The organism is Microcoleus sp. CZ3-B2 (assembly GCF_036705055.1).
In the GTDB taxonomy this organism is placed as follows: domain Bacteria; phylum Cyanobacteriota; class Cyanobacteriia; order Cyanobacteriales; family Microcoleaceae; genus Microcoleus.
Map to the genome: position 1 here is coordinate 21,953 of NZ_JAUBTN010000001.1, position 13,961 is coordinate 35,913.

Below are 13,961 nucleotides of genomic sequence, written 5' to 3' on the forward strand. Positions count from 1 at the left end.
GTCGGAGTTGTTGGAGTCGGAGTTGTTGGAGTCGGAGTTGTTGGAGTCGGAGTTGTTGGAGTCGGAGTTGTTGGAGTCGGAGTTGTTGGAGTTGGAGCTACAGCGATGTCAACTTTCGCATTATTGTTCGTAATATCAGGGTCATTGCGATCGGCAGCAGCGATCGCGACTGTGTTACTAATAGTTTGCCCACCACTACCAGGATTGACTGTAGCTTTGAGAGTCAACGAGGTAGTATCATTAACCGCTAACTTGCCCACATCCCAAACACCTGTTACAGGATCGTAAGTGCCTTGGGTTGGAGTGTTGCTTGTAAGACTGAGAGTTGCAGGCAACAAACTTGTCAACTTGATATTGGCAGCATCATTGCCTAGTGCCACATTTTTTGCACTGATAGTGTAGGTAATGACATCCCCTTCTTTGGGTGCGGGGTTGTCCACCGTGACAGTTACCCCCAAGTCAGCATTTAATTTCCAACCTATATCTTCCAGTACGCCAAGTGTAAGAGGCCCAGGGTCATGTATTCCTTCTACTCCCAAACCCTTAGTGACTGTCATCAACGAATTGGGGCCATCTCCATAGGTGGCTTCATCTATGTGATAGAGGCTTCCACCCTTCTTAAAAATGTTAGGTGCCTCAATCTTAAGTTTGGTGCCGCCATTTCCTGCGACAGCTTTGGGGCCATTGAAGAACAGGTCATTGCTGATTAGCTGGTCTCCTAATGCGACAGAAGGCACAGGAAATAGCGCTGTGTCAGTGATTTTCTGACCTGAACTATTCTCAATAAATGTGTCGTAGATTCCAGAGATAGTACCGAACTGACTGCTGCCCTGTCCAGTGGCAGTATCGAAAAGAAACAAGCTAATGAATCCCAGTCCATGAGCAATTTCATGGAGGATTACGGTAACCAAATCCTCCTGATTAGCACCGGGATTGGCATCGGTTCCAAAGTACCAAGAAAGTCCAGGAAAACTAGCACTGGGGTCATTGTGAATACGGACGTCAATTTCAGGAAAACTTCCATCCAAATCCGTGCCGGCTAATTGATTGGCTAACGCCGTTTGATAAAGAGTATTTGTTAACGGTGCGCCCGTAAAGTTTGCTGTAACAGGGCCTGTACCTAGTCCCAAAGCATCAGTTAAAGATTCCCAAGTTGCCTGAATTACTACGTCTGCTTTTGATGTGTCAATTACTCGGTTCCAGATATTAACTGCGTAATCAAACGCATTTTTCGCTTCTGGAGGAAATACTGTATCGTAAGTGACTTTAATCGCCAAAATCCCTTGGTAAGCCTCTTGCACCTGTGGCCCAAACGCCAAAGATGCCTCGATCGCCCCAGTGGCATACCCCAATTCCCAGTCACCGCCTTTCTGGGCACTACCAGTCAGACTCGTAGAAGCTGCCACATTAGCCCCTGTTAGCTGACTCAACCGCTGCGCGAAAGCAGCACCCAAATCTCCCTTTGCTACGTTGCAGCCATACAGAAGAATCTCAGCATTACTTGCCAGCCCTTTTGCCCATTCCTTTACCCACATCACAAAGTCGCAATTTCGGGAGGGGGAAAGAGACACTACACCCCGGTTTTCTTCGTTTATGATATTGCTTGGAGTGGAATCGCTCAATGTATCCAAAGTCAACACCGTATTGCCAAGTTGCAGAGAACCGACAGCGCCGTGGGATACAACGTGAACTGCCCAGAAGTTACCGCCCCGCAGTTTTTGAGCAATTTGTTCTACCCCGTTGCAGTTAGAATCCAGCAAGATTACTTCTGTTCCAGCGGTAACGCCGTCAACTAGAGTCTTCCAGTCAGGGACAGCAGTATCGATAAATGCGATCGCTTTCGGAGTTTCAGAGATTTTGTGTGACATGATCTACCTTTAGCTATTTGGAAAATGGGAAATTATGGGCTTGCTACTTTGTCAGTTGCTTTAATTGAGCTTAAGATTGTTTAGATTAAACTCAGTAATTTTGCAGCAAAAAAGCTTGCTCTAAGAGGTTTTTTTTGAATCTAACTATTACTTGTGTGAACATAGCGACTCTAAATCAGTTTGGCAAAAGCATCATACTTTTTGAAGTCAGGAGAATTAAAAAGTTGATACTTGAAGAAAATCTCCACCAATCGTTTAACTGAAGCAAAACTCTTAGAGCAGTAAGGTCAACGCCTAATAAAGTTTTTAACTTGTAGCCCAATTCCGTCAACAGGATTTCTCGCCATACCTAATCTTTGATGATTTTGAGGATCAGTGGTGCTCAAACTTCCATCAATCGTCGGCCCTAAGCTAATATTCGTCATAATCCCATCTCCTCAAAAATATAGTTGCGTCAAAACCAGCAAAGCCCGCCTTGCGAACCTTCCTAAATATCTATCAGGGCCTTCCTCTGCTTTTTATGCAGAGCGCCCTGTTTTGTTACAAAACTTTACATTGCTCCCAAGAGCAGATAAGCTGTATGCCCGATCGCCCGCCAGATGCACCGTCACCAGATGCACCGTCACCAGATGCACCGTCCAACCTAGTTGACAGCCAGAGAAATCATTTCACCATCCTCGACAATCCTTAATCTGTACCGCCCACAACCAAGCTTATAATTATTATATGAGTATTCCCCTGAAACCAGAATCGGAATGGCAAGATATCGAGGATATTCAGCCCTTAATCAGAGCGCATTATCATGCCTCCAAAGCAGAAAAATTAGATACGGCAAATGCGATTATTTCTAAAGTTTGTGAATATTTGCGACAGTGGAATTGTGCAGAGTTAGTATGTGCAAATCTACAGTGGCTATTGTTAAAGGAAGTAAAAAATATTAGCCTTTCAGACACGGGAAATATGCCCACCCCACAATAAAATTAACCTCTTGTGGAACGGGCCGAAGAGCCCGTTTTCTTAGTCCGCGAAGGCGGACTTTGTATGTGTAGCCGCGGTTTCAACCGCCCGGTTTCAACCGCCGATTTTATCAACTTCAACTGCTCGAATAAATGCCTCTTTCTTGCAGTTGCTGCATAAAAAACTCTTCCAAAGAAGGCTTAGCCAAATTCATCCCAATTAGCTGCCCTCCCGTACCGCTCAGACTAGAAATAAACTCCTTCGGATCGCCCTGCAAATGACCGTACCACAAATCATTATCAACTTCCATATCCGGTATCCATTTTTGCAGGATATTCAAGTGGCCGCCCCTACCTTCAACCCGGTAAGTTTTAGTATTTCCCAGAAGTTCGTCGATCGCACCAATGCAGATTAACTCACCGCGAGCCAAAATTGCCACCCGATCGCAAATCTTCTCCACATCCGACAGTACGTGCGAATTAAAAAAAATCGTTTTTCCTTGATTTTTCAGCGATAAAATTATCTCCCGCATCTGATAGCGCCCCATCGGATCTAAACCAGACATCGGCTCATCCAAAAATACCACATCTGGATTGTTAATCAAAGCTTGAGCCATGCCGATCCGTTGCAGCATTCCCTTAGAATACTGGCGCAACTGTTTTTTGATGGCCGCCGATTGAGATAGCCCAACTAAGTCTAACAAATGCGGAATTCGCTGCCGCTGAATCGAGGCCGGAATTTCAAACAAGCCCGCCGCAAATTGCAAGAATTCCCAGCCCGTGAGATAATCGTAAAAGTAGGGATTTTCTGGCAAATAGCCGACTCGCCGCTTCACGTTGCGATCGCCCAAAGGCCTCCCCAACAGCAGCCCCCTGCCAGAAGTCGGCCGCACTATCCCCAGCAAAGCCTTCAGCAGCGTAGTTTTCCCCGCTCCATTCTGCCCTAACAACCCGAAAGTTTCCCCCTCAGAGACAGTCAGAGTGCAACTTTTGAGCGATTCTATTTTTTCGTTCATCCAGAAGCCGGTACGGTAGAACTTCCCCAGATTAAATATTTCCACCACTGGGGTAGCTCCGGGCATCTCGGTGGAAGTTGGCGCATCTATAAGAGGTTCCATTTTCGTCATCTAAATAAGCAGCATCTGATTATATTCTATTGCATAACAGAGAGTCATTAGTCATTAGTCATTAGTCATTAGTTATTGGTTATTGGTTATTGGTTATTAGTTATTAGTTATTGGTTATTGGTTATTGGTTATTGGTTATTGGTTACTTGCTACGAATTCCCCAGTTATTGGTTATTGGTTATTGGTTATTGGTTATTGGTTATTGGTTATTGGTTATTGGTTACGAATTCCCCATTTCCAATTATCAATTCCAATAACAACTAACAACTAACAGTCATCAGTCATCAGTCAACAGTCATCACGAAGAAGGAAGAAGGAATGAAGAAGGCAGAAAAAGATACACACAACAAGCTTTTTAATAGCCCATATTTTATATTGAATTAGGTGGATTTACTCAATTGCTCTTTTTAATGTTAAACTAATATTACCTGCCATTGATTTTTACTGAATATGGAACGTTCAAAAATTATTGCTATTATCACCGGCGTGATTTCTATAGTCTTAGCAGTTGCCTACCTGCTACTCGTTACCCTCCTCGACTTCCGAGGCGAAATGTTACCCGCACCTCAAAGTCAATTGCCATTCTCAATGCAACTTCAGCAATTAGCGACTTTTAATCTGAATTTGTTAGTACATTAGTCATTAGTCATTAGTCATTAGTTAGTTGTTATTTGTTAGTTGCAAGTAGTTGGGTGGAAGTAGTTAGTTGGTGGAATTGATTGGCAATTAGGAATTAGAACCCACTAGCAAAAAATAACAACTAACAACTAACAACTAACAACTAACAACTAGCAAACAACAAATAACAAATAACAAATAACAAATAACAACTAACCAACCACCAACTAACTAATACAAATGGATTGCTTTCATCATGTGATATGAAACTAGCAACTGCGTCAAAGCTAGCGGGTAACTTTGCAGAACTTCGCCAGTTGTCCCGATTAGTTTGCCAATTTCCGGGTTGCCTTGGGCGCTGCAAAAACCCCGCAGATGCGGCATTTCGTTGCACAAAATCTTTTCCAGTTCGTTTACTTGTTCGTTAGTAGCGTGGGAGTCTACTTCCAACACGTCAACCGGTTTGCCCATATCGCGATCGAGTCCTAGGCGAATTGCAGGTTTAAAGCTATCGCTACCTTGAGCTAAAATTTCAGTAAAATCCGGGTGAGGAATTGTCGGTCTGAGCACTAAACGGACATTCAAATTTACTGCGTTGTCCTCTTCGGGTAGGTAAAAACTAACTACAACATCGGCAAACTTACGCTGGGGACGAATAAAATCTTCTGAATCATTTTCCCGCTTTTGCATTTCTGCAAGCACCTGTTCTTCAGTATAACCGCGCTTCATAGTATCGCGCTTAACTTTCCACTGAGTTCGCAACTCTTCTGGGGGAGCGAGATACACTTTTACATCGTAAGCATCGCGGATTGCGCGAGTTGAGTAACCAAGCAAACCTTCAACTATTACAAATTTATTGGGCTGGATGTATTCCGGCGGATCGAATGTACCTGAGTCGTGGTTGTAAATAGGTTTGAGAATTGCTTGTCCGGTACGCAACAGGCTCAGGTGCTGCTGCATGATGTCTAGATAATTGCAGTCGGGATGCAGTGCTGTAATCCCGATTTCTGCCCGCTGCTTTCTGTCGTACCTATGATAGTCGTCCGTGCAAATTATCGTGACATTTTCTGGCCCCAATACTTGGGCAATTCCCCGCGTCAGGGTGGTTTTTCCCGCTGCGCTGTCTCCGACAATACCGAGAATGATTGGTCGATCGCTCATTGTTTTTACCCCGACGGACAATAGCAAATTTTTTATCAACCTTAAATCTTATCAAAATTCGGTTCGATCCGATCGCTAATTGCACAGTTTGACTTGAACCCCCCGGATTCTCCCCAACGTGTAAAATTATTGTAAAATTTCTTAATAAATTGCGGCACCGGAGACTCCCAGAACATCTGATTAAAAAATCACGCTGATTTCTCAACCGCCCGCGAGGTCGATCGCACTTTTGAATCCGGCTACAGTCAAAAATTAGGGAAAATTACCGCTATCAAGTGTCCCCCTCGTCTTTGAGTGTAGTACAAATTGCAGCAGCCGTCGGACTGGTGGGTGCTTTTTAGTTTTAAAACGGGTCGCTAGCAGTGCATCAACTTGCCGAGAAATCTACGCGAAGGGCGATCGAATTTACCCGGAATATAAAGTTTTAACCAAAGCTTTCCCCGTGCCTAAAAAATTAGGATAAATTTAAATAAACGGTGTACTCTCGCCCTCAAAAATTAATTATTTTTGCTCTTTTTGACCTGCCGCCATCAAATATTTTCGTGAACAAACCCGATTTCGACACACCAGGGCATAAATTCTAAATTCAAACAAATATTAAGTTGAATTAATACTGCATTATAGAGCGGACTCGCATTCCGCACGCGCGATCCAATTCTGTCGCGTGGTGGGGGCGGGTTGATGTAGATTTTTTGTCTGAATCAAAGATTGTTGGTGAACCCGCCCCTGCAGGATTTACGTTTTACCAGTCATCTTGGCGCTTGTTGCTGTTGATTTCCCAATCGTCGCCTTGCTGCTTATACAATAGTTCTGGTTCCACTTCTGCTGGCATTTCTAATTCTGGTTCCGATTCTTGTTGCTGATAAATGTTTAGAGGTTCGACAACGCGGGCGATCGCATCTTTGACAAATGCTTTGACAAACTCGTCTTTCCGATTTAACTGAAACTGCCTTTGCACAACTTCGGCGATGCCGCCGTCGCCCCAATCTTGGTCGTGTCGGAAATATTCAATAAAACTTTTGCCAGCAATTCTGGTTAAATAAGCGGCGCTGACTGCTTGAATTGCTTTGCCGAGCACAAACCCAGCTACGCTTAATTGCAGCGCCCTTGAAACTACTTGAATCACGCCTTCAACTATTCCCAAACTTGCTAGGGTTTTTGCCAGAGACAATGCCAATTCTTTGGCGCGATCGATATTTAATTCGCAGCCGTAAATCTTGGCAATTTCTACTACCATTTGAGCGTTAACTGCTGCTGTCGCTAACAAATCCACAACCGGCAAAGGCGTGACGGCAATTACTCCGGCTCCGATCCACTGAAATCGCTCTACTACTTTATCAGCGGCGCGCCGTCTTTGAGCGTCAATTAACTTGCGCGCTTGGTCTCCCAAGTGCTGAGATTGCAACAAAATATTGTCGGCAATTAAGTCTTCGCCTTCGGCTCGCAAAATTGCTGCGATGCGCCTAATTAATGGCATCATATCCGGGTCTGGTTGAAATATTGTGCCGCTTTCTAGTACAACTTTTTGCGGGTTGGCGCTAATTGCAACTACATCCATTGCTGATACAAAACCTTTGACTCGCTGTCGCAGCCGATCGAGAATTTCGTCTCTGTCGCTGTCGGGATAAAGGTCAACTTTATTAAAAACCACGATCGACCTTTTGCCAATTTCTGCCAAAGTCCGCAGCGGTTCGTACTCAGATTTACGCAAATCGCCGTCCAAAACAAATAAGATCAAATCTGCCCTGGCCGCCAACTGACGCGCCAATTCCTCTCTGTAAGTCCCCGCTACTCCCGCTTCCAAGATGCCTGGGGTATCAGTAATTGCTAATTCGCGATCGATTCCTTTCAATGAAAGAGTGTAAGTTTCTCCAACTTCCGTAGTTCCCATCGGCGCGCCCACCTCTCCCGCCATCCGCCCCACCAACGCATTGACAGCGGAAGTTTTCCCCGCAGAACCGGTGCCGAAAACCACGATCCGAACATTGCCGCGCGCCATGTTAGCTTCTATTTCGCGGGCTTTCAACAGCAAAGCTTGCCGCGCTACTTCATCTTGAATGCGATCGACTTGCTGCCGAATTGCTTTGAGATTTTCCGAAGCAGCTTCACTTTTGGCAACAGGAACCTTCGGATTAATTGCCCGTTTTCCCTTAACTTTTCCCGGACGTTGCAGCAGCTTAAAATAATAAAACAGCGCAAAAATTAGCGTTCCCAAAAGTATAATTATTAGGAAAATCAGCAAATTAGCCAGCAACGGAGAAGCAGACAGCGCAACTTGACTGTAAAGCCCTGTCAAGGAACTTATCAGGCCAATAATCAGCCCCAGGGTGAGGCAGAAAGCAGCAATTAAGGTTAACAGGCGCGGCAAAGGCATGAGGGGGCGGCAAATAAAAGGGTTATACTTTGATTCTTACATTGTGATGATAATTCGGAAGCGATCGAGTGCCCGATCGCACTGCTTAGTCTGCAAATCCCGATTTGCGGGGGTTTGAGTGCCAGCGGGACAGACAAGTGCGATCCTCTTCGAGGGCTTCGCTAACGCCCTCTTGCTGCAATTGTAGCTTGCACGATAACTTAGCTACAGCTTATCACCCGCCCGAACCGCAGACTGGTTTATTTGCATCTACCTACTTATTTATGCGGTGATTTATTCGATCGCCAGTTTAGCAATACTTTTTTATTAACAAACAAATCTGACATTAAGTACACAGAAGCCAGGTTTTTTTACGCCAGTGCCTCCTGGAAGCTCCGAAAGCGGAAACGAGAAACCGGGTTTATTAGGCAGGCTAAGAGCGTCTTTATTCACAAAAACTTTATATTAAGTATCGATGAGGTACTCTCTAAACATCCGCGAGTTAAGTTAGACTTAATTCTCAGTGCGTGAATTATTCACAGGTTCGCATCTATGCAGCTCAAACATCACAAACAGGCTTCACAAGAACTTCCTACATCTTTACAGTATAAAATCAAACAGAGCCACCTACTAAAGCTTAATTATTTTGCTCAAATAGCCCGCTCCTTCGGAAACCTCAGTATTAGCGACAAAATCAGCCGCGGCTACGCATTGGCTCTTTGTGTTGCGATTGGGGGCACGACTATCGGGATGCTGGCGGGGAATCATTACTATCGCAGAACTAACAATCAACTACACATCGATCGAGAAAGTCAGCTTTTAAATAAGTTGCAGGTGGCTTTGCTGCGGACGCAAAATAGCCAACAGCGATTGATTGACGGGATAGAACAGCCAGAAAGTTTTGACAGCAAATACCAACAGCTACAAAAGAATATCTACAGTTTGAAGTTGTCGCTATCTGAAGTTAAAAGTCAGAAAGAGATGGAACAGGCAGCAGGTTTACAGGGTTTTATCAAAAAATATAATTCGCTGCTGTCAAATTACATTCAACAGTTAGAAACCGTTAACGCTCAAATCAGTAAATTGCCAAAAGTTCCAGATCAAAAAAGTGTTAAACGCAAGTTGCTGTTGAATTTAGATCGAGATAAACTTGGGTTGAAATTAGAGAGGGCGACTAATGATTTAGGAGCAATTATCGATCGCGCCCAAGAGCAAGAAAATGCAGCACGGGAAGCCCTGCTCAGAGCGCAGACACTGCGGGTGCAAATAATTTTTGGTAGCATGGCACTGTCGATCGTAATTGCAGCACTGCTGGCGAGCCTTACCAGTAGGGCGATCGCCAAACCCCTCGCCGCTGTCACTAAAATAGCGCAGCGAGTCACCGAAGAATCTAATTTTCAGTTGCAAGTACCAGTTACCAGCACCGATGAAGTGGGAGTATTAGCAGCTTCGTTCAACCAACTGATTCAGAAAGTAAATAACTTGCTAGAAGAATTGAAATCTGAGCAAGAAATTCATATCCTTCAAAATGAGAAAATGGCAACTTTGGGGAGGATGCTGGCCAGTGTTGCTCACGAAGTTAACAACCCAATCAATTTTATCTATGCCAACATCGATCCGGCCAGAACTTACGTTGAAGATATTTTAGATTTGCTCAAAACTTACGAAACAGAAATACCCAACCCGCCTGCTGCAGTCACCGCCAAAGCAGAAGCCATAGACCTCGATTTTCTCCAAGAAGATTTGATGAAAATATTTAACTCAATGCAAGTGGGTGCCCAAAGAGCCAAAGCCATTATCTTGAGTTTGAAAGATTTTTCTCGCCTCGACGATGCAGCGCCTGCGCCAGTCGATTTACACGCCTGCATAGATAGCAGTTTGCTGATTCTCAACAGCCGAGTCAAACAGGGCGTTGAAGTGGTGCGAAATTACGGAGAGATTCCGAATGTTGAAGGCTATATGGGTTTGCTTTACCAGGTGTTTGTCAACCTGATCGGCAATGCACTAGATGCTGTGGAAGAGAAAGCAAAGCTTGAAAAAATTAGCTATGAAGAGGCGAATAAAAAATTTGGTTCGGAGTCGAAAAAATCAGAAAAATCTAGTTTTTCACCGAAAATTTTAATCACTACAGAATACTTGGACGATGACTCCGTGGTAGTGCGAATTTCCGATAACGGTACGGGGATACCTGCGGCCAGTCAAGAAAGAATGTTTGAAACGTTCTTTACGACTAAACCGAGGGGTGTAGGTACTGGTTTGGGATTGGCAATCGGCCGCGAAATTATTGTCAATAAACACGGCGGGACGATTAACTGTTGGTCGGAGATGGGAACGGGAACGGAATTTGCGATCGCCCTACCGATTAAACATTAGTAGTCAGTAGTCAATAGTCATTAGTCAATAGTCATTAGTCATTAGTCAGTAGTTATTGGTTATTGGTTATTGGTTATTGGTTATTGGTTATTGGTTATTGGTTATTGGTTATTGGTTATTGGTTATTGGTTATTGGTTATTGGTTATTGGTTATTGGTTATTGGTTATTGGTTATTGGTTATTGGTTATTGGTTATTGGTTATTGGTTATTGGTTATTGGTTATTAGTTATTGGTTATTGGGAATTGGTTATTAGTTATTGGTTATTGGTTACTTGCTACGAATTCCCCATTTCCAATTCTCAATTCCCAATAACAACTAACAACTAACAACTAACAAATAACAAATCACAAATAACAACTAACCAATAACAACTAACCAATAACAACTAACCAATAACAACTAACAGTCAACAGTCAACAGTTAACACTCATTAGTCATTAGTCATTAGTCATTATTTATAGCAGCCGTAAATCAGCAGCAAAATCGATTTAGACTCGAAGCTTTTTAGTGTAAGCATCTTGCTTGCGTAGGATTTTTCAAATGATTTAAGATTGCTATAGCAGTCATTAGTTATTGGGAATTGGGTTAACCTGTCAATAATTGCCTAAAACCAACAATTTAGTCAACCCGTCTCGGTCGGATATTATAAGTAATTACCCGAACTTGATATAAGTTCTGTAATGGGAAATTTGGCAATTGGCGATCGGTTAATCTAGAGTGGAACAAATACAGCAAGGAGCGAAAATCATGGGACTATTTGACCAAATTTTGAACGCGATCGACAATCCTAACCAACAAGCAAGTTCCAATCAGTTGGGCAACATTATCGGTGCGGTAGAGCAGTTGAGCGGCAACCAGGGCGTGGATGCGGGTACAACTCAGTTGGCGATGTCGGTTTTGGGCGGATACGTGCGATCGGCATTGCAAGACGTGCGATCGCAGTCGGGAGAAGCACAAGCTCAACAACTTGTCAACCAATTTAGTGGCACAAATCCTAATCCGCAAGCAGTACAGAGTTTGTTTGGAGCCGGTCAACTAACGCAAATAATCGCCGATATCGCCCAAAGAACCGGTTTAAATAACACAACAGTGCAAGCAATGATACCTGTTTTAGTGCCGATCCTGCTGAATTTGCTGCAAACCGGCGGCAACGCTCAAAATTCAGCCCAAGGCCAAAATCCCGTATTGAATACGTTTTTAGATGCCGATGGAGACGGCGACGTAGATATTACTGATGCCATGTCGATGGCTAGCCGCTTTTTGAATCAGCGCAGTTAATTTAGGATTTTTGCAACCGCAGATATCTGCCTTCATCTGCGGTTACAAAAACTCCAAATTAACCCAAACCCAAATCAGTCACAGCACCGAGACTGCTAGAAGAAACCAACTTAGCGTATTTAGCCAAAACGCCCCTAGTATAGCGAGGTTGAGGAGCTTGCCAAGCTGCTCGGCGCTGCTCTAATTCTGCATCAGCAACATTGAGCTGCAACAACCGATTCTTAGCATCTATCGTAATTGAATCGCCCTCTTTTACTAAAGCAATTGTGCCTCCAACTTGCGCCTCTGGTGCAACGTGACCGACAACCATGCCGTAAGTCCCGCCAGAGAAGCGGCCGTCAGTAATTAAACCCACAGAATCGCCCAAACCTGCGCCAATAATTGCCGAAGTTGGTGCTAACATTTCGCGCATTCCCGGCCCGCCTTTTGGCCCTTCGTAGCGGACGACTATCACGTCTCCGGCTTGAATTTTGCCGGCGAGAATTGCATCCAAACAATTTTCTTCAGATTCAAAGACTCGCGCCGGGCCAGTGATTTGCGGTTTTTTAACGCCTGTAATTTTAGCGACGGCTCCTTCTGTTGCCAGATTTCCCTTGAGAATTGCTAAATGTCCTTCGGCGTACATCGGGTTGTTCCAAGGGCGAATTACGTCTTGGTCGGTTCGAGGTTCGCTGGGAATATCTGCCAACACTTCAGCAATAGTTTGACCGCTAATTGTTAGGGCGTCGCCGTGGAGCAAACCTTGTTCCAAAAGCATTTTCATGACTTGAGGAATGCCGCCGGCTTTGTGCAAGTCGGTTGCTACGTATTTGCCGCTTGGTTTGAGGTCGCACAGCACGGGAACTTTGGCTCGAATTGTTTCAAAATCGTCGAGGGACAGTTCAACGCCGATCGCATTGGAAATGGCCAATAAATGCAGCACAGCGTTGGTTGAACCGCCGATCGCCATAATTACCGCGATCGCATTTTCAAAGGCCTTGCGTGTCAAAATTTGGCTCGGCAACAACTGTTTGCGAATCGCTTCCACCACAACTGTGGCAGATTCTGCCGCGCTGTCAGCTTTTTCAGCATCCTCAGCAGCCATTGTCGAAGAATAGGGCAAGCTCATGCCCATCGCTTCAAAAGCGCTCGACATCGTATTTGCTGTAAACATTCCGCCGCAGGAACCCGCACCGGGACAAGCTTTTTGTTCCACTGCGGTGAGTTCTGCTTCGTCAATTTTGCCGGCGCTGAATTGACCGACTGCTTCAAAAGCACTGACTACGGTTAAATCTTGTCCGTTGTGGTGTCCCGGTTTGATCGTGCCACCGTAGACAAAAATAGCAGGAATGTTCATGCGGGCGATCGCAATCATCGCCCCCGGCATATTCTTGTCGCAACCGCCCACAGCCAGCACACCGTCCATACTTTGGCCGTTGCAAACCGTTTCTATCGAATCAGCAATTACGTCTCTCGACACCAGAGAATATTTCATCCCTTCAGTTCCCATCGAGATCCCGTCGCTGATCGTAATCGTACCGAACATTTGCGGCATCGCCCCAGCTTCCCGCGCCGCCGCAATAGCCCGCAAAGCGAGGTCGTTCAATCCCATATTGCAGGGCGTAATCGTGCTGTAGCCGTTGGCAATGCCCACAATGGGCTTAGTGAAATCGCCGTCGCCAAAACCGACGGCCCGCAGCATTGCTCGGTTGGGCGCGCGCTGTACGCCTCCAGTCACAGCTTGGCTTCTCAAATTTTCAGGCATTCTCAAACATCCTTTGTCAGTGGTGGGAAAAACAGTCAGCAGTCAGTTGTTCTCATACCAGTTTCACAAAACAATATATATCTTGCAAAAGTCAAATTCACCCCCCGCAAGTCCCCCCTCCCGCGGGGGGAAACAAGAATAATCTTGCCCCCTCCCCGAACTCAGGGGGAGGCTTGGGGTGGGGTGCACTGTATTTTTGCAAGAGTTCTAATGCAACTGTATACAAGTCCCAAACCTATATCCAGTCAGTCATTCGCATCTCTAATCGCCAAGGGAAAATCAAAAATGGTATTGACTGCTGACTGCTGATATCTTTACCCTATTTTTGATTCTCTCAGAAGCGCTGACATTTGTGAGGCCATCTAGAATAGATTCGCACAGCAGTGCCAGGAAAGCAGAGTGCAAAGATTCTGCCGATACTGCACCCTGTGGCGTGAATACGGTGGTTATCTGGGATGATGTGGTAACACCCATCACTCTA

Annotated in this window: 10 protein-coding genes; 4 read left to right on the top strand and 6 right to left on the bottom strand. The window is 44.9% G+C overall.

What is annotated here, in order from left to right; all coding sequences use genetic code 11:
* The coding region (locus QUA97_RS00140; RefSeq protein ID WP_333191930.1) for a DUF4347 domain-containing protein at positions 1–1,868 on the bottom strand (1,868 nt) is incomplete at its 3' end.
* 287 nt (positions 1,869–2,155) lie between these two features.
* The gene (locus QUA97_RS00145; protein WP_333191933.1) at positions 2,156–2,293 is read right to left on the bottom strand and encodes a hypothetical protein; all 138 of its coding nucleotides are present in this window, start codon (positions 2,291–2,293) and stop codon (positions 2,156–2,158) included.
* A 301-nt stretch (positions 2,294–2,594) separates the two neighbouring features.
* On the opposite strand from QUA97_RS00145, the gene QUA97_RS00150 reads away from it, so the two are divergent.
* Positions 2,595–2,846 (top strand): hypothetical protein, encoded by a 252-nt coding sequence (locus QUA97_RS00150; RefSeq protein WP_228050424.1) that lies wholly within the window; start codon positions 2,595–2,597, stop codon positions 2,844–2,846.
* Positions 2,847–2,961: 115 nt separating this feature from the next.
* Here QUA97_RS00150 and QUA97_RS00155 read toward each other — a convergent pair whose 3' ends face one another.
* Entirely contained in the window at positions 2,962–3,942 is a 981-nt protein-coding gene (locus tag QUA97_RS00155; RefSeq protein ID WP_194071245.1) for an ABC transporter ATP-binding protein, read from the bottom strand.
* A gap of 459 nt (positions 3,943–4,401) precedes the next feature.
* Between QUA97_RS00155 and QUA97_RS00160 the strand changes: the two genes are divergently transcribed.
* On the top strand, positions 4,402–4,590 hold the full coding sequence (locus QUA97_RS00160; RefSeq protein ID WP_194070604.1) for a hypothetical protein: 189 nt from the start codon (positions 4,402–4,404) through the stop codon (positions 4,588–4,590).
* Between the two features lie 210 nt (positions 4,591–4,800).
* Here QUA97_RS00160 and QUA97_RS00165 read toward each other — a convergent pair whose 3' ends face one another.
* Both QUA97_RS00165 and QUA97_RS00170 read right to left on the bottom strand, forming a co-directional pair.
* Positions 4,801–5,730, bottom strand: a complete 930-nt coding sequence (locus QUA97_RS00165) for a phosphoribulokinase (RefSeq protein ID WP_194070603.1) — start codon at positions 5,728–5,730, stop codon at positions 4,801–4,803.
* Between the two features lie 742 nt (positions 5,731–6,472).
* Complete coding sequence (locus QUA97_RS00170) at positions 6,473–8,104, bottom strand: YcjF family protein (protein WP_194070602.1); 1,632 nt, start codon at positions 8,102–8,104, stop codon at positions 6,473–6,475.
* A gap of 531 nt (positions 8,105–8,635) precedes the next feature.
* Here QUA97_RS00170 and QUA97_RS00175 point away from each other — a divergent pair.
* Entirely contained in the window at positions 8,636–10,456 is a 1,821-nt protein-coding gene (locus QUA97_RS00175) for a sensor histidine kinase (RefSeq protein ID WP_333191942.1), read from the top strand.
* Positions 10,457–11,205: 749 nt separating this feature from the next.
* Positions 11,206–11,736 carry a DUF937 domain-containing protein gene (locus tag QUA97_RS00180; RefSeq protein ID WP_194010904.1) on the top strand — a complete coding sequence of 177 codons (531 nt, stop codon included), beginning with the start codon at positions 11,206–11,208 and terminating at the stop codon, positions 11,734–11,736.
* A 58-nt stretch (positions 11,737–11,794) separates the two neighbouring features.
* Here the strand turns inward: QUA97_RS00180 and ilvD are convergent, their stop codons facing one another.
* A complete protein-coding gene (gene ilvD / locus QUA97_RS00185; RefSeq protein ID WP_194070600.1) occupies positions 11,795–13,480 on the bottom strand; it encodes a dihydroxy-acid dehydratase in 1,686 nt (561 codons plus the stop codon).
* Between the last annotated feature and the right edge of the window lie 481 nt (positions 13,481–13,961).

Coding starts and splice junctions, on each gene's coding strand:
- QUA97_RS00145 (WP_333191933.1), bottom strand. CDS start 2,293: ATGACGAATATTAGCTTAGGGCCGACGATTGATGGAAGTTTGAGCACC.
- QUA97_RS00150 (WP_228050424.1), top strand. CDS start 2,595: ATGAGTATTCCCCTGAAACCAGAATCGGAATGGCAAGATATCGAGGAT.
- QUA97_RS00155 (WP_194071245.1), bottom strand. CDS start 3,942: ATGGAACCTCTTATAGATGCGCCAACTTCCACCGAGATGCCCGGAGCT.
- QUA97_RS00160 (WP_194070604.1), top strand. CDS start 4,402: ATGGAACGTTCAAAAATTATTGCTATTATCACCGGCGTGATTTCTATA.
- QUA97_RS00165 (WP_194070603.1), bottom strand. CDS start 5,730: ATGAGCGATCGACCAATCATTCTCGGTATTGTCGGAGACAGCGCAGCG.
- QUA97_RS00170 (WP_194070602.1), bottom strand. CDS start 8,104: ATGCCTTTGCCGCGCCTGTTAACCTTAATTGCTGCTTTCTGCCTCACC.
- QUA97_RS00175 (WP_333191942.1), top strand. CDS start 8,636: ATGCAGCTCAAACATCACAAACAGGCTTCACAAGAACTTCCTACATCT.
- QUA97_RS00180 (WP_194010904.1), top strand. CDS start 11,206: ATGGGACTATTTGACCAAATTTTGAACGCGATCGACAATCCTAACCAA.
- ilvD (WP_194070600.1), bottom strand. CDS start 13,480: ATGCCTGAAAATTTGAGAAGCCAAGCTGTGACTGGAGGCGTACAGCGC.